The following is a 16,691-nucleotide window of genomic DNA, read 5'->3' as shown; positions in this document are numbered from 1 at the left end:
GGCACCTTCCGGGCATGCGGCCGCGTCCGGCCGAGCCCCTTGCACCACTGCACATGGCACCACAGCACATGGCACCTGGTTCACGCAACGCGGCACAACGTTTCTCCACCTCACGGTCCCGTCCCCGGGGCCGGCGGATCGGCCGGCGTGGGCACCTCGCCGGCCGGAGCAGCGACGTACACGGCGTTCTTCGGCAGAGGAGTCAGAGTCATGCACGTAAGCAGGAGGAAGCTTTTCGCGGTCGTCGCGGCGGCCGGTCTCGCCACCAGCGGGCTGGCCGCCTGTGGTGACGGCACACAGGACAACGACGCCGGCGGGGCCGACGACAAGATCGTCCTCGGTTTCGCCCAGGTCGGCGCGGAGTCCGGCTGGCGCACGGCGAACACGAAGTCCATCCAGGACTCCGCCAGGGCCGCCGGGATCGAGCTGCAGTTCTCCGACGCGCAGCAGAAGCAGGAGAACCAGATCAAGGCGATCCGGGGCTACATCCAGCAGAAGGTCGACGTGATCGCGTTCTCGCCGGTGGTCAACACCGGGTGGGACCCGGTGCTGAAGGAGGCGAAGGCGGCCGGCATCCCGGTGATCCTGACCGACCGCGCCGTCGACTCGACCGACACCTCGCTCTACGTCACGTTCATCGGCTCGGACTTCATCGTCGAGGGCCAGCGCGCCGCCGACTGGCTGATCAAGGAGTACGAGGGCAAGACCGAGCCGGTCAACATCGTGGAGCTGCAGGGCTCGCCGGGCGCCGCGCCGGCGATCGACCGGAAGAAGGGCTTCGGGGACGCCATCGCCGCGAACCCGAACTTCAAGATCATCGCGTCCCAGACCGGCGAGTTCACCCGGGCCAAGGGCAAGGAGGTGATGACCGCCTTCCTGCAGTCCAACCCGGACATCGACGTGCTCTACGCGCACAACGACGACATGGCGCTCGGCGCGATCCAGGCGATCGAGGAGGCCGGCAAGAAGCCCGGCACCGACATCAAGATCATCTCGATCGACGGCGTCAAGGACGCGTTCCAGGCGATGGTCGACGGCAAGATCAACGTGGTCGTCGAGTGCAACCCGCTGCTCGGCCCGCAGCTGATGGAACTCGTTCAGAAGGTCGTGAAGGGCGAGACCGTGGAGAAGCGCATCCTCACCGAGGAGGGCGTCTTCACCCAGGACCAGGCCGCCGCCGCGCTCCCCAGCCGGCAGTACTAGGGCCTGTCTCCACCGGGCGGCCGGACCGCACCGCAGTCCGGCCGTCCCCGGTGAGACGAGCCCGGAAGCCCGTGCCGATGAGGGCATCGCCCCACATCGGCCCGGCCTTCGAACCGCAGCGCCAGTCGCGCGTGCCGCCGGGCCGGTCCACCGGGCCCGGCGGCATCACCGCGCGATGGAAAGGCAGCAAGGAGAGGAGCACGGCGCGATGCCGGACCCACAGCCGATTCTGCAGATGAAGGGCATCACCAAGGAGTTCCCCGGCGTCACCGCGCTGGCCGGTGTCGACTTCCGGCTGTTCCCCGGCGAGGTGCACGCCCTGATGGGCGAGAACGGCGCCGGCAAGTCCACCCTGATCAAGGTGCTCACCGGCGTCTACCAGGCCGAGGCGGGCGTAGCCGTGCTGGCCGGGGAGCGGGTGCACTTCAGCAGCCCGCTCAAGGCGCAGCAGGCCGGCGTCAGCACGGTCTATCAGGAGGTCAACCTCTGCCCCAACCTCTCGGTGGCGGAGAACATCTTCATCGGCCGCGAGCCGCGGTTCCTCGGCCTGATCAACAACTACCCGGAGATGCGGCGGCGCTCCCGCGAGCTGCTCGCCCGGGTGGACCTGGACATCGACGTGACCGCGCCGCTGGCGAGTTACTCGCTGGCGATCCAGCAGCTGGTCGCGATCGTCCGGGCGGTGGACATCGCCGCCAAGGTGGTGATCCTGGACGAGCCCACGTCCAGTCTGGACGCCGGCGAGGTGCAGCAGCTGTTCCGGGTGATGCGGCGGCTCAAGGAGGACGGCGTCGCGCTGCTCTTCGTGTCGCACTTCCTGGAGCAGATCTACGAGATCTCCGACCGGATGACGATCCTGCGCAACGGCCGCCTGGTCGGCGAGTGGCGGACCGACGAGCTGAGCCGCATCGAGCTGGTCTCCAAGATGATCGGCACCGAGCTGTCGGTGCTGGAACAGCTGGAGGAGGCGCCGAGGCGCCAGCTGGCTTCGCTTGCGCGGCAGGAGCCGTTCCTGCAGGCCACCCAGCTGGGCAAGACCGGGCTGGTGCAGCCGTTCGACCTGTCGATCCACCGCGGCGAGGTGGTCGGCCTGGCCGGACTGCTCGGCTCCGGGCGTACCGAGGTGGCGCGGTTGATCTTCGGAGCGGACCGGGCGGAGACCGGCACGATCGTCATCGACGGCACGCCCCAGACGGTGAAGACGCCGCGCACCGCGATCGGGCGGAACATCGCGTTCCTCCCCGAGAACCGCACGACCGAGGGCCTGGTCGGCGATCTGTCGGTGCGGGAGAACATCATCCTGGCGATGCAGGCCGCGCGCGGCTGGATGCGCCCGGTGCCGCCGCGCCGCCGGGACGAGCTGGTGGCGAAGTACATCGAGGCGCTCAGCATCCGGCCGGCCGACCCGGACGCGCTGGTGCGCAACCTCAGCGGCGGCAACCAGCAGAAGGTGCTGCTCGCGCGCTGGCTGATCACCCAGCCCAAGCTGCTGATCCTGGACGAGCCCACGCGTGGCATCGACGTCGGCGCGAAGGCGGAGATCCAGCGGCTGGTGGTCTCGCTGGCCGAGGACGGCATGTCCGTGCTGTTCATCTCCGCGGAGCTGGAGGAGGTGCTGCGGCTCAGCCACAAGGTGGGCGTGCTGCGGGACCGCCGGCTGGTGGCGGAGCTGGCCAACGACGAGTCGCTGACCGCCGACCGGATCATGCAGACCATCGCGAGCGGGGAGGGCTCATGAACATGGCCGCGGTGACCAGACATCGTCTCTTCTGGCCGGTCCTGGTGCTGGTGGTGCTGCTGCTCGGCAACCTGATCGAGAAGCCGGACTTCTTCGCGATCCGGATTCAGGACGGGCACCTCTACGGCAGCGTGATCGACATCCTCCGGTTCGGCGCGCCGCTGATGCTGGTCGCGCTCGGCATGACGCTGGTGATCGCGACCGGCGGCATCGACCTCTCCGTCGGATCCGTGGTCTCCATCGCCGGCGCGGTGGCCTGCCTGCACATCAGTAGGCAGGCCGATCAGAACGCGGTGAGCGGCGTGCTGCTCGCGGTCGCCATGGCGCTCGGCGTCACGCTGCTCTTCGGCGCGTTCAACGGCGTGATGGTGTCCTGGATCGGCATCCAGCCGATCATCGCGACGCTGATCCTGATGGTGGCCGGCCGCGGCATCGCACAGCTGATCATGGACGGGCAGATCATCACGATCAACAGTGCGCCGTACAAGTGGATCGGCGCGGGCTGGCTGCTCACGCTGCCGGCCGCGGTGCTGATCGCGCTCACCATGATCGGAATCACCGCGCTGATCATGCGCCGGTCCGCGCTCGGCCTGCTGCTGGAGTCGGTCGGTGGCAACGCGGAGGCCAGCCGGCTGGTCGGCATCCGGGCCCGCAGCCTGGTGCTGCTGGTCTACGCGGTGAGCGGGCTCTGCGCGGGCCTGGCCGGGCTGATGATCAGCTCGAACGTCTCGTCCGCGGACGGCAACAACGCGGGTCTGCTGATCGAGCTGGACGCGATCCTCGCGGTGGTGATCGGCGGCACCGCGCTGACCGGCGGCCGTTTCTCGATCGGCGGTACGGTGATCGGCGCGCTGGTGATCCAGACGCTGTCCACCACGGTCTACACGCTGGGCGTACCCCCGGAGACGACCTTGATCTTCAAGGCCGTCGTGGTGACCATCGTGTGCCTGCTGCAGTCCCCGGCATTCCGCAGCAAGGTCTTCGGCCGGTGGGGACCGCGGCGCACGCCACCCCCGTCGTCCGGCAGTCCCTCCGAGCCGACGAGTGAGAAGGTGCCGGCGTGAGCGAGCTCGCCAGCGAGAGCTTCGTAGGGGGTACGGCGTGAGCACTCTGACGACTCCTACCGGCACCAGGCTGGCCAGGGTCTTCACCGGCCGGCAGCGGTACGTGCCGATCCTCGCCACCGCCGGCGTGCTGCTGCTGATGTGGATCGGCGGCTCGCTCACCTACGACAACTTCGCGGACCTCCAGGTGCTGCTGAACGTGTTCAAGGACAACGCGTTCCTGCTGGTGCTCGCGGTCGGCATGACGTTCGTGATCCTGAGCGGCGGCATCGACCTGTCGGTCGGCTCGATGCTGGCGCTCTCCACCATGCTCTGCGCCTGGCTGATCACCGAGGAGGGCTGGTCGCCCGGCGCGGTGATCCCGCTGGTGCTGGTGGTCGGCGCGGTGTCCGGCAGCGCGATGGGCGCGATCATCCACTTCTTCGAGGTGCCGCCGTTCATCGCGACGCTCGCCGGCATGTTCCTGGCCCGCGGCCTCTGCTACGTGATCAGCACGGACTCGATCAGGATCAGCCACCCGTTCTTCACCGACACCGCCAACACCATGGTCCCGCTCGGCGACTACCGGATCGATCCCAGCGTGGTGACCTCGCTGATCGTGGTCGCGCTCGCGTTCGTGGTGCTGCACTACACGCGCTTCGGCCGCAACGTCTACGCGATCGGCGGCAACGAGCAGTCCGCGCTGCTGATGGGCCTGCCGGTGGCGCTGACGAAGGTCGGCGTCTACGCGGTGAGCGGCCTGTGCGCGACCGGTGCCGGCGTGCTCTACACGTTCTACACCGGCGCGGGATACAGCAACACCGGCATCGGCATGGAGCTGGACGCGATCGCGGCCGTGGTCATCGGTGGCACGCTGCTGACCGGCGGCTCCGGGTTCGTGCTCGGCACCGTGCTGGGCGTGCTGGTCTTCGGCGTGATCCAGACGATCATCCAGTTCGAGGGTCTGCTGTCCTGGTGGACCCGGATCGCCGTGGGCGCGCTGCTGCTGCTCTTCATCGTGCTCCAGCGCGTGATCGGCGCCCGCAAGACTTGAGTTTCTCCTGGTGATCCAGGCGTCATTCATGACGTTAGAAAGACATGAATGACGCCTGGATCACAGTGGGGTCGTGGGTTCCGGTAGCGATTCGGAAATTGCGGGATCCCGATTCGGGGGCGGCTGGGGCAAGATAGGCGGGACAGCCGTATGCGAAGAGGGAGGCGTCCGTGACCGTCGGCGAGGGACGCAGGGTCACCATCACCGCGATCGCCGCGGAGGCCGGCGTCTCGGTCCCGACCGTCTCGCGCGTGCTCAACGGCCGGTCGGACGTGTCGCCGCAGACCCGGGAGCGCGTCGAGGAACTGCTGCGCCAGCACGGTTACCGGCGTCGCGCCGCCCGCAGCCGGGTCTCCGCCAGCCTGATCGACCTGGTCTTCAACGACCTGGACAGCCCGTGGGCCGTCGAGATCATCCGGGGTGTGGAGGACGTGGCGCACGCGGCCGGCGTCGGCACCGTGGTCTCCGCGATCCACCAGCGCTCCACCTCGGCCCGGCAGTGGCTGCAGAACCTGCGGGCCCGCGCCACCGACGGCGTCATCTTCGTCGTCTCCGACCTGTCGCCGCCGCTGCTGGCCGAGCTGCGCCGGCTGAACATCCCGATGGTGGTGGTCGACCCGGCCGGCGTGCCCGCGGTGGACACCCCGACGATCGGCGCGACGAACTGGGCGGGCGGCCTCAGCGCGACCGAGCACCTGCTGTCGCTGGGTCACCGGCGGATCGGGTTCATCGCCGGGCCGAAGCGGCTGCTCTGCTCGCGCGCCCGGCTGGACGGTTACCGCGCGGGTCTGGAGGCGGCCGGCATCGAGGTCGAGGAAGAGCTGCTCTTCCAGGGCGACTTCTACCACGAGTCCGGGTTCGCCGGCGGCGCCGCGATGCTGGAGCTGGACGACCCGCCGACCGCGATCTTCGCGTCCAGCGACCAGATGGCGTTCGGGGTCTATGAGGCGGTCCGCCGGCGCGGGCTGCGCGTGCCGGACGACATCAGCGTGGTGGGTTTCGACGATCTTCCGGAGGCGCGCTGGGCCTCGCCGCCGCTCACCACGGTGCGCCAGCCACTGGCCGAGATGGGGTTGCTGGCTGCGCGGACGGTGTTGCGGCTGGCGCAGGGCGAGGAGATCGAGACGCCGCGCATCGAGCTCGCCACCGACCTGGTGATCCGCGACAGCACCGCTGCGGTGTGATCCGTTTCCGGGACATTTCGGTAAGAGATTGACGCTGACGACTGGCTCGGCCAATACTTGGGATCGCTCCCATAGATATAGATGCATCTCGCGGCGACTCCACCGCCGTGCCCCGGGAGCCGTCCCCGAGAGGAACGCCCCCGATGACCGACGACTCGAAGCGCCCGCCGAGACGTCACCGGCGCCCGCTGCAGGCCGCGTTCGCCGTGCTGCTCGCGGCCGGCGCCGTGATCGCGATCCCGCAACTCGCCGACGCCGCCACCACGCTGCAGAGCCTCGCGCGGGCGAAGGGCAAGACGGTCGGCTTCGCGCTCACGTCGAGCTATCTGAACGAGCCCGCGTACAGGAACATCGCCGACACCGAGTTCAACCTGGTCGTGGCCGAGAACGCGATGAAGTGGTCGGAGACCGAGCCGTCCCGCAACCAGTTCACCTACGCGGCCGGTGACGCGGTCGCGGACTACGCGGCGTCCGGCGGCAAGCAGCTCTACGGGCACGCGCTGGTCTGGCACCAGCAGTACCCGGGCTGGGTGGACGGCATCAGCGGCGGCACCGACCTGCTCGCCGCCATGAAGAACCACATCGCGAACGTGGCCGGGCACTACGCCGGCGAGGTCGTCGCCTGGGACGTGGTCAACGAGGCGTTCGAGGACAACGGCTCGCGGCGTCAGTCGATCTTCCAGACCCGGATCGGCGACTCGTACATCGAGGAGGCGTTCAAGGCCGCGCGCGCGGCGGACCCGGCCGCGAAGCTGTGCATCAACGACTATTCCACGGACGCGATCAACGCGAAGAGCACCGCGATCTACAACCTGGTGCGGGACTTCACGTCGCGCGGCGTGCCGATCGACTGCGTCGGATTCCAGGCCCATCTGATCCTCGGCCAGGTCCCGTCCGACCTGCAGGCCAACCTGCGGCGCTTCGCGGATCTGGGCGTGGACGTGCGGATCACCGAGCTGGACGTGCGACTGCAGACGCCGGCCGACGCGTCGGAGCTGGCCACGCAGCGGAGCGACTACCAGAAGGTCTTCACGGCCTGTGCGAACGTCACGCGCTGCACCGGCGTGACGGTCTGGGGCATCACGGACAAATACTCCTGGGTGCCGGACGTCTTCCCCGGGTACGGCGCCGCGCTGATGTGGGACGAGAACTACGCGAAGAAGCCGGCCTACGACGGCGCGGCGGCGGGCTTCGGCGGCACGGTCACCACGCCGACACCGACCACCACGACCGGCTCACCGTCGCCGAACCCGACCACGCCGGGACCGGGCGGCGGCTGCGCGGTCAGTTACGGCGTGAACCAGTGGAACACCGGTTTCACCGCGAACGTGACCGTGCGGAACACCGGGAGCGGCGCGGTCGACGGCTGGACGCTGCGCTGGAGCTACACCGGCGGCCAGACCGTCACGCAGTCGTGGAGTTCCTCGGTCACCCAGTCCGGCACGGCGGTCACCGCGACGAACGCGGCCTGGAACGCGTCGATCCCGGCCGGTGGCAGCACATCGTTCGGCTTCAACGGCACGCACAGCGGCAGCAACCCGGCGCCGGCCGCGTTCACGTTGAACGGTGCGGCCTGCTCGATGGCCCAGGGGTAAACAAGATCAAGATCGTGGATTAACCCGAGATCAAAGGGTACGGTCACGACCGTACCCTTTGATCTGAGCATTTTTCGACCACAACCGTCCTGGGTGCGCCCGGACGACAAGGCCGGAAAAATGCTCATACTTTGAGGTTTGTTGGGAGTTTCGTCATCGGCGCTTTCCGGAACCCCGTCGTCCCCGGCTTCTTCCCCGATCCGAGCGTGTGCCGCGTCGGCCAGGACTACTACCTCGCGACCTCCAGCTTCGAGTACGTGCCCGGCGTGCCGATCCTGCACAGCCGCGACCTGGTGCACTGGCGACAGATCGGCAACGCGCTGACCGAGGCGCAGCTGGGCTTCGGCGAGACGGTTCCGGCGTCCGGCGGCGTCTACGCGCCCACGCTGCGGCACCACGACGGGCTGTTCTGGCTGATCACCACGAACGTCTCCGGCGGCGGCACCGTGATCCTGACCGCGACCGACCCGGCCGGGCCGTGGTCCGACCCGGTGCGGCTCCCCGGCATCAACGGCATCGACCCGGACCTCGCCTGGGACGCCGAGGGCAACTGCTGGTGCACGTTCGCCGGGATCCGGCAGGCGCGGATCGACCCGAAGACCGGCGAGACGCTGGAGACGCCGCGGCCGATCTGGTCCGGCACGCCCGGCGCGCAGTACCCGGAGGCGCCGCACCTCTACCGGATCGGCGACCGGTGGTACCTGCTGATCGCGGAGGGCGGCACCGAGCGCGGCCACGGCGTCTCGATCGCGCGCGGCCCGCGGCCGGACGGGCCGTTCGAGCCCTGCCCGGCCAACCCGATCCTCACCCACCGCAGCACCGACCGGCCGATCCAGAACACCGGCCACGGCGACCTGATCCAGGCACACGACGGCAGCTGGTGGCTGCTGTTCCTCGGCACCCGCCCGCGCGGCGGCAGCCCCGGCTACCACGTGCTCGGCCGCGAGACGTTTCTGGCGCCGGTTACCTGGGTGGACGGCTGGCCGGTGATCGGCGAGGTGGCGCCGGTGACCGAGGGGCCGACGCTGCCCGCCGCGCCCTGGCCGGACGTCCAGCCGGGCGATGGAGGCGGCGACGAGCACGACGACTTCCGCGGCCCACGCCTGCATCCGCGGTGGATCCAGCCGCGCGCCGCGACCGCCCGGCTGGACGTCCGGGAGGGCTGGCTGACCGTGCCGGAGGGCGGGTTCGCCGGCCGCCGCCAGACGCACCTGAGCTGCCGCGTGCAGACCCGCGCGGACCCGGACCCCGGGGCGGCCGGCGGCCTGATGGTACGGCTGGACGAGCGCCACTGGTACGGCGTGCACGTCGACGGCGACCAGGTGATCGCGGAGGCCCGGATCGGCCCGCTGCGCCAGGTGCTCGGCGTCCACCGCCGCGCCGCGGGCCCGGTGCTGCTGACCGTCGCGATCGACGCGGCCGGGCCGGACCCGGACTCGCCCACCGACTCACCGGACCTGGTCCGGCTCGGGCTGGTCGCGGACGACGTCTTCGTCTCGCTGGCCGAGCTGGACGGCCGTTACCTGTCGACCGAGGTCGCAGGCGGTTTCACCGGCCGGGTGATCGGCCTGTCCGCGCTGCGCGGGACCGTTCACTACGACTGGTTCAGCTACACCGGCTCGGACGCCTGAGGCCGGTTCGGCCTGTCCTGCACCCTACGGCTGATATCTCTGGCAGCGCAGCCCTCAACAGCAGCCGGAGGTGGCCCATGGAAGCGGCAAAGCCGGAGAACGAGGCCGGGCGGCTCGCCATGCTCCACGACCTGGAGGTGCTGGACACCGACCCGGAGCAGGAGTTCGACGATATCGTCAAGCTGGCGTCGCACGTCTGCGGCGTACCGATGTCGTTGGTCAGCCTGGTCGACGCGGACCGGCAGTGGTTCAAGGCGAAGGTCGGGACCGAGGTGGACGAGACCTCGCGCGACGTGTCGTTCTGCGCGCACGCGATCCTCGGCAAGGACCTGCTGGTGGTGCCGGACGTGCACGAGGACCGGCGGTTCGCGGACAACCCGCTGGTGGCCGGCGACCCGGGCGTGCGGTTCTACGCCGGAGCGCCGCTGGTCACCAGCGACGGCTTCGCGCTCGGCACGCTCTGCGTGGTCGACTCCGAGCCGCGCCGGCTCAACCTGGACCAGCTGCAGGCGCTGCGCGCGCTGTCCCGGCAGGTCACGGCGCAGCTGGAACTCCGGCGGTACGCGAAGGCGCTGAACCGGACCGTGGCCCGGCTGCAGGACATCGAGCGCCGCCGGGACGACTTCGCGAATCTGCTCGCCGGTGACCTGCGCGCGCCGCTGCACGAGCTCGGGGCGTACCTCGCGAGCGTCAGCACCGACCGGGAGCCGGACCCCGTGCTGGCCGAGGCGCTGGTCCGCACCACCCGGCGCCACCTGGACCCGATGCGGCAGCTGGTCGCGCACCTGCTGGCGATGGCCGACCCGGAGAACGAGGGGTACGAGGCGCTGCACCTGCGCGAGGTCGACCTGACCCGGATCACCGAGCGCGCGGTGCAGGCGGTCCGGCCGATCGCGGCCACCAAGGAGATCTGGATCCTGCACGGGCAGGGGCCGCCGCTGCCGATCTACGCGGACCCCGTACGGCTGGAACAGGTTGTCATGCACCTGCTCTTCGCGACCGTGAAGTACACGCCGCCGGGCGGCCGGGTGCGGGTGACGACCGTGGACGAGGGCGGCCCGGGCGTGCGCCTGGACGACCTGGACCAGCCGGACACCGAGCGGCCCAGCCTCTTCACCCACCTCTACTACAGCGCGGTGGCGCAGCTGGAGGACGGGCCGGACCGCGGCCTGGCCGTGGCGAAGCGGATCCTCGACGTGCACCACGCCACGCTCGCGCTCTCCGACCGTCCCGGCCAGGGCACCTCGCTGCGCGTGGTCTTCCCGGCGATCACGGCCACGCTCGCCCCTCAGTGATCGAGGCGTCATTCATGTCGTTGGAAGGACATGAATGACGCCCCGATCACGGTCTAGCCGACCGGGGTCTTGTCCCGGGGTGCGGTGCCGACCAGGGCGTCGCCGGTGCGCTGCAGCTTGTGCCAGCGCAGCCGGGCGCCGGTCAGCGCGGTCACCGCGGACTGGATCAACACCAGATACATCAGCTGGCGGTACGCGAACTGCTGCAACGGCAGTGTCCACAGCGGCCGCATCGACTCCCGGTCCAGCCGGAACGCCACCATCGCGGTCACGATCTGCATGACCAGCATCGCGAGCCAGGCGATCACGGTCTCGGTGCGGCCCAGGAACAGCAGGCCGTACAGCGTCAGCAGGTCGATCACCGGTGCCAGCAGCGGCAGCGTGACGCCGAACAGCGCCAGGATCGGCAGGCCCACCCGCCCGAACCGGCCCGACGGACCGGACTCGACCAGCGCCTTCCGGTGCTTCCACATCGCCTGCATGGTGCCGTACGACCAGCGGTAGCGCTGCTTCCACAGCTGGCCCAGCTTCGCCGGCGCCTCGGTCCAGGCGCGCGCGTTCTCCTCGTACACCACGTGCCAGCCGTTGCGCAGGAACGCCATGGTCACGTCCGTGTCCTCGGCCAGCGTCTCGTCGCTCATGCCGCCGGCCTGCACCAGTGCCTGCCGCCGGAACGCGCCGATCGCGCCCGGCACGGTCGGCATGCAGCGCAGCGTCTCGTAGAGCCGGCGGTCCAGGTTGAAGCCGATCACATACTCGATGTGCTGCCAGCGCGCCACCAGGCTGTTGCGGTTGCCGACCTTCACGTTGCCCGCGACCGCGCCCACGGCCGGATCCGCGAACGGCTGTACCAGCCGCCGGATCGAGTCCGGCTCGAAGATCGTGTCGCCGTCCACCATCACGATCAGGTCGTGACTCGCGAACGCCACGCCGGTGTTCAGCGCGTTCGGCTTGCCACCGTTCGGGATCCGGACCACCCGCACGTTCGGCAGGCCCAGCCCTTCCGCGAGCGCCGCGGTCTCGTCGCTCGACCCGTCGTCGACCACCACCACCTCGACGTGCGGGTAGTCGCCACCGGCCAGCGACCGCACGGCCGCCTCGATGCCCTCCTTCTCGTTGTAGGCCGGGACGATCACCGACACCGGCGCCGTCACCTCCGGCCCCCAGCGGAAGTCCTTCCGCCGCCGCTTCCGCGCGTGCCTACCGGCCAGAACCAGCATCAGCAGGGTACGGATCAGCGTCAGCGCGCCGGCGATCACGAACAGCACGCCGAGCGCGTCGACCGTGGTGTCCGCGATCCGGATCGCCCACACGAGCGCGGAGCCGCGCCACATCTCGCCGTCCGAGGCCGCCGCCTCGGTCCGCGCGGTCGCGTTCCCGGCCGGGGCCGCGGACTCCATCGCCTGGGTCAGGCCCTGCGAGACGGTCACGAACCGGTAGCCGCGTTCCTTCATCGCCGGGATGAACCGGTCCAGCGCCGCCACGGTCTGCGAACGGTCGCCGCCGGCGTCATGGAACAGGATGATCGCGCCCTGGGTGCCCTCCGGGGTGGAGTTCTCGATGATCTGGTCCACGCCCGGCCGGGCCCAGTCCTTGCTGTCCGTGTCGTTCAGCACCGGCAGGTAGCCGAGATCACCGGCCTCGCGGTAGAGCGGCCAGTTCTCGTCGTCGATCGCGTACGCGTGCGACGAGTACGGGAACCGGATCAGCGACGTCTTCACGCCGGTCGCGCCGGCGATCGCCATCTGCGTCTGCGAGTACTCGGCGCGCCGCTGCCAGCCCGGCATCCGCGTCAGATCCGGGTGGGTGAACGTGTGCACGCCCAGCTCGTGGCCCTCGACCGCGACCTGCCGAACCAGGTCCGGGTGCCGGGCCGACCCGCTGCCGACCACGAAGAAGGTGGCGTCCACGTCGTGCTCGGCCAGCTTGCGCAGCACCTTCGGCGTCCACCACGGGTCCGGGCCGTCGTCGAAGGTCAGCGCGATCGTCTTCTCCGGCAGCCGGTACGACTGGGTGCCGCCCCGCGCGGTGTTGATGATCGGGCCGCCCTCGACGATCTCCGCCGGGACGGTGCCCTGTGCGCCGGAGCTCGTGTGCAGCCCGTCCGGGGAGAGCGCCGCGCCGGCGTACGCGCGGACCATGAGCACGCTGACCAGCAGCACCAGCAGGGTGGTCGCGACCAGCAGGCGCGGGCGCGGGACGATGCGGCGGGCGGTCGTGGTGCGGGCCCGCCGCCGGGGCGACGGGGCGGCGTCCGAGCGGGGCGGCGTCACTATCACGTGTCGGTCTCCGGGCTCTCGTCGTCGGTGGGGCCGGCGCCGTCGTCGTCGTTCTCGCTCTCCTCCGCGACGGCCTCGAGTGGTGTGGCCGGGCGGGCCTCGTCGACGGGCACGGCCGGGAGGCTCTCCTGCACGGGCTGGACCGGCGGTGCGGGGACGTAGGGCGGCTCGGGCGCGACGTAGGGCGGCTCGGGCTCCGGGTCCGGTGCGGGCATCTCGGTACCGCCGCCGGTGCCGCCGGTCGCCGGGGGCTCCGCGACGGGCGTCTCGACACCCGCGCCGGTTCCGCCGGTGCTGATGCCACCGCCGGGCCCGCTGGTCCCTGTGCCGGTGCCGCCGGCCGTACCGCCGGTGTCGGTGTTGCCGGTGTTCGTGCCGCCGGACTCCTCGCGCGGGTCCGTGGTGCCGGTGCCGCCGCCGACGCCGCCGCCCTCGTTCGGCGCGGACGGGGTCGGCGTGACCGGCGAGCCGCTCGGCGTCGGGGTGGTGGTGGTCTCCGGCAGCCGGCTCGGCGTCGGCGTCACCTTGGCAGACTCGAGCGGCCGCGGCGACGTGGTCCGGGACGGCGTGGGCGCCACGCCCAGCCCGGCGCCGGACGTCTGGGTCGGTACCGGCGGCAGCTGCGGCAGCGCGTCCGGTGCCGGGAACGGATACGCCGGGTACGGGTTCACCGCCTCGCGCTGCGGCTCGGCCGACCGGACCGGCTCCGGCGCGGCCGGTGACGGCTCCGGCTTGACGATGCCGGGCACTACGTTCTCCAGCACCTCGGGGAACGGCAGCAGCGCGCGCGGGCTGACCGGGCCACCGGCCAGGCTGACGCCGACCATGCCGGTGTAGACCAGGGAGAGCGCGCCGACCGCGACCGCGAGGCTGCGCAGCCGCCGCCGGCGACGGCCGGTCGTGTCCACGAAGACCGGCCCGGCCGACGGCGCATTGACCGGCAGCACCGTGGTGGCCAGCGTCTCGTCGTCGTCGACGGGCTCCTTCGGGCGGTCCGGAGAATAGGCCTCCGTATATCCGAGTTCGATGTGCGCGGTCTCCGCGTGGGCCATTCCGGCCAGCGGTAGATCATTGTCCTCGTGGTGCGGCGTCTGGTCGGCCGCTCGATCCGCGGGGGCGGTCCGGGCGTCGTCGAGGCCGCTCGGGGCGCTCGACCGGTCGGTGGGGGGATCGTGCTGAGTCACACTGCGAGATTAGGAACTGCGCAGTTAAGAAAGCCTCTCCCGTCACTCGGCCGGATGATGGCCGATCGCATGAAGGAACGGTACGAAATACTGATGATCGCATTAGTGGCGTCCACGATGTATTTGCCTGTGATGATTTCTTAAGCGATTGACGTGGCATGTTGCCGGTGTGCGGAAAAGGTTACGGCGCGCCGCGTGACCCTTCGCTGTCCGCAACGTGACTGAGGGAAAAGTCAGCAGACATCCGGTTTGCCGGTCCAAGCGAAGATCCATCGTGTCCCGGACCGTTACCCGCCGTCCGATTTGCCCTAAATATGCAAAATGAACGAAAAGGGTGATTTATAGCGAGCGATCTGTTCACCCCCTACCCGTTGTGCGGGTGATCCCGGATGGTTAACATCTTTGGTGCGCGCTCCTATCGCCCGCTTCCCCCGTGGCAGGCGATCGGAGCGCGCCCTATTTTTTTGCCCGCGAACGGGCCAACATCTCTAAAGAATCTTCACGGTTCGTATTGTCGGCCGTTCAGGGGTCGGCCGCCGCGTCGATCAACCGTTGTGCGGCGTTCTGTCGTTTCCTATTCACCATGGTTGACACCCGCACGCCCCGAAAAGCAGGCTGATCAGCGTCGGCGGCGGCAACGGGGGGTGCCCTGCCTTTCACGGCGGGGTCCCGGTCCGAGCCATCGAGGCGGGGCGGGAGCGCAGGGCGCGCGGCACAGCCGGCACAACAGATCTGGGGCCCGTCCGGATCGGACGGGCCCCAGGTCGAACGCGGTCGTGCGGCCGATCAGATCCAGCGGCTCCCCAGCCACATGCGGTCCGACCAGTCGGAGTAGGGGATCGACTCACCCACGAAGACCGGGTAGAAGTACCAGAAGCAGATCGCCACCAGGATCACGTAGACGCCGAGCACCACCGCGCCGACCTTGCGGCGCTCCAGCACCGCCTCCGGATCCAGGCGCTGCGCGGCGAACGTGGGTGTCATGATCGCCCCGAGCACGTAGACCACGGCCAGCACGAAGAACGGCACCGCCGGCAGCACGTAGAACGAGAACATCGTCCGGCCCTCGGTCACCGCGTAGTAGAACCACGGCGCGAAGCTGGCCAGCACGCCCAGCACGATGAACAGCGCCCGCCAGTCCCGCCGCGCGATGCCGAACCAGATCAGCGCGAAGAACGCCGGGACGAACGACCACCACAGCACCGGCGTGCCGAGCAGCAGCACCTCGGCCGCGCACTGCGACGCGTCGCACGGCAGATCGCTGCTCCAGAAGAACGCGACCGGCCGGCCCAGCAGCAGCCACTGCCACGGCCACGACTGATACGGGTGCTTCGTCACCAACTGGTTGTGGAAGCCGTACGCCTCCTGGTGGTAGTGCCACAGGTTGACCAGCGAGCCGATCACCGGCGGCTCCGCGCGGCCGCTGTCCGCCAGCCAGTGCCGGAAGTAGCCGTCGTCCGTGGCCAGCCAGCCGGTCCAGGTCGCCAGGTAGACCGCGAAGATGATCACCCCGGCGATCAGGCTCCAGCCCAGCGCGTACGGAATCGACTTCAGATAACCCCAGCGGATCCCGGCGGTCCGCTGAGCGCCGCCCTCCCAGAGCCAGACCAGCAGGAAGAACACCGGCAGTACGGAGAGCGCGCTCCACTTCACGCCGAGCGCGCAGCCGAGCATCAGCGCCGCGACCAGTCGCCACCACGGCACGCCGCCCGGGAACGCGAACACCACCCGGCCGGTCGGCGCCACCGCGCCCCGCTCGATCGCGCCCAGCCAGTGCCGTCGGCGGTGGTCGCGGTCCAGCACCAGCGCGGCGAACGCGGCCAGGATGAACAACTGCAGGAAGATGTCGAGCAGCGCGGTCCGCGACATCACCACGTGGAAGCCGTCCAGCGCGAGCAGCAGGCCGGCCGTGCAGCCGAGGATCACGGAGCCGAACAGGCGGGTCGCCAGCCGGGTCAGGATCAGCACGGACAGGATGCCGGCCACGGCGGCGGAGATCCGCCAGCCGAACTCGTTGTTGCCGAAGACCGCCTGGCCGAGCGCGATCAGCCACTTGCCGAGCGGCGGATGCACCACATATGCCGGGCCGTTGGTCTCCTCGTTCCACTCGATGCTGCGGGACAGCATGTCGTAGGCGTCGGTCGCGTAGTAGACCTCGTCGAAGATCAGGCCCTTGGGCGTCGCCAGCCCGACCAGCCGGACCAACGCGGCGATCGCCACCACGAAACCGGTGGCCGCCCACGAGTAGCCGTCGAACCGCCGATCCCACGGGACCAGCCGCCGCCGCACGATCGCGGGGACGCCGCTGTCACCCGTTTGGGCAGGTGAGGTGGCCTTCGCGGGAGCGTCGGGGTCGATCGCCGGGTCCGCGAGGCCTTCTGTCTGCGCTGTTGCCGCCGAGGTCACCGGACGATCGTAGGCTGCATGGGCGGTGGAGGGGGCAACCCGCCCCCACTTCCGATCGATGGTCGATGCGGATTTCGAG

Annotated in this window: 11 protein-coding genes; 8 read left to right on the top strand and 3 right to left on the bottom strand. The window is 70.1% G+C overall.

Features of this window, described 5'->3' with window-relative positions:
* Window positions 1-210 precede the first annotated feature (210 nt).
* The 8 genes from J2S43_RS31845 to J2S43_RS31810 all read left to right on the top strand — a co-directional run bounded on the left by J2S43_RS31845 (window position 211) and on the right by J2S43_RS31810 (window position 10,743).
* The gene (locus J2S43_RS31845; protein WP_306835303.1) at window positions 211-1,203 is read left to right on the top strand and encodes an ABC transporter substrate-binding protein; all 993 of its coding nucleotides are present in this window, start codon (window positions 211-213) and stop codon (window positions 1,201-1,203) included.
* Between the two features lie 208 nt (window positions 1,204-1,411).
* Window positions 1,412-2,941 (top strand): sugar ABC transporter ATP-binding protein, encoded by a 1,530-nt coding sequence (locus tag J2S43_RS31840; protein WP_306835301.1) that lies wholly within the window; start codon window positions 1,412-1,414, stop codon window positions 2,939-2,941.
* A gap of 2 nt (window positions 2,942-2,943) precedes the next feature.
* Window positions 2,944-4,005 carry an ABC transporter permease gene (locus J2S43_RS31835; RefSeq protein ID WP_306839583.1) on the top strand — a complete coding sequence of 354 codons (1,062 nt, stop codon included), beginning with the start codon at window positions 2,944-2,946 and terminating at the stop codon, window positions 4,003-4,005.
* Between the two features lie 37 nt (window positions 4,006-4,042).
* Complete coding sequence (gene yjfF, locus J2S43_RS31830; protein ID WP_306835299.1) at window positions 4,043-5,038, top strand: galactofuranose ABC transporter, permease protein YjfF; 996 nt, start codon at window positions 4,043-4,045, stop codon at window positions 5,036-5,038.
* A 170-nt stretch (window positions 5,039-5,208) separates the two neighbouring features.
* A complete protein-coding gene (locus J2S43_RS31825) occupies window positions 5,209-6,222 on the top strand; it encodes a LacI family DNA-binding transcriptional regulator (RefSeq protein ID WP_306835297.1) in 1,014 nt (337 codons plus the stop codon).
* Between the two features lie 143 nt (window positions 6,223-6,365).
* Window positions 6,366-7,817, top strand: coding sequence for a glycoside hydrolase family 10 protein (locus tag J2S43_RS31820; RefSeq protein WP_306835295.1), 1,452 nt, complete (start codon window positions 6,366-6,368; stop codon window positions 7,815-7,817).
* A gap of 131 nt (window positions 7,818-7,948) precedes the next feature.
* A complete protein-coding gene (locus J2S43_RS31815; RefSeq protein WP_306835294.1) occupies window positions 7,949-9,448 on the top strand; it encodes a glycoside hydrolase family 43 protein in 1,500 nt (499 codons plus the stop codon).
* Between the two features lie 77 nt (window positions 9,449-9,525).
* Window positions 9,526-10,743 carry a GAF domain-containing sensor histidine kinase gene (locus J2S43_RS31810; protein ID WP_306835292.1) on the top strand — a complete coding sequence of 406 codons (1,218 nt, stop codon included), beginning with the start codon at window positions 9,526-9,528 and terminating at the stop codon, window positions 10,741-10,743.
* 53 nt (window positions 10,744-10,796) lie between these two features.
* Here the strand turns inward: J2S43_RS31810 and J2S43_RS31805 are convergent, their stop codons facing one another.
* From J2S43_RS31805 to J2S43_RS31795, 3 genes are all read right to left on the bottom strand, one after another.
* Window positions 10,797-13,022, bottom strand: coding sequence for a bifunctional polysaccharide deacetylase/glycosyltransferase family 2 protein (locus J2S43_RS31805; RefSeq protein ID WP_306835290.1), 2,226 nt, complete (start codon window positions 13,020-13,022; stop codon window positions 10,797-10,799).
* Window positions 13,019-14,206, bottom strand: a complete 1,188-nt coding sequence (locus J2S43_RS31800; RefSeq protein ID WP_306835288.1) for a hypothetical protein — start codon at window positions 14,204-14,206, stop codon at window positions 13,019-13,021. Before J2S43_RS31800 ends, J2S43_RS31805 begins: the two co-directional genes overlap by 4 nt.
* Window positions 14,207-14,992: 786 nt before the next feature.
* Complete coding sequence (locus J2S43_RS31795; RefSeq protein WP_370881680.1) at window positions 14,993-16,612, bottom strand: dolichyl-phosphate-mannose--protein mannosyltransferase; 1,620 nt, start codon at window positions 16,610-16,612, stop codon at window positions 14,993-14,995.
* Between the last annotated feature and the right edge of the window lie 79 nt (window positions 16,613-16,691).

Origin of the sequence: Catenuloplanes nepalensis (assembly GCF_030811575.1) — a bacterium.
GTDB classification, from domain to species: Bacteria; Actinomycetota; Actinomycetes; order Mycobacteriales; family Micromonosporaceae; genus Catenuloplanes; species Catenuloplanes nepalensis.
The sequence above is the reverse complement of the archived record's forward strand: the minus strand, read 5'-3'. Positions and strand labels throughout refer to the sequence as shown.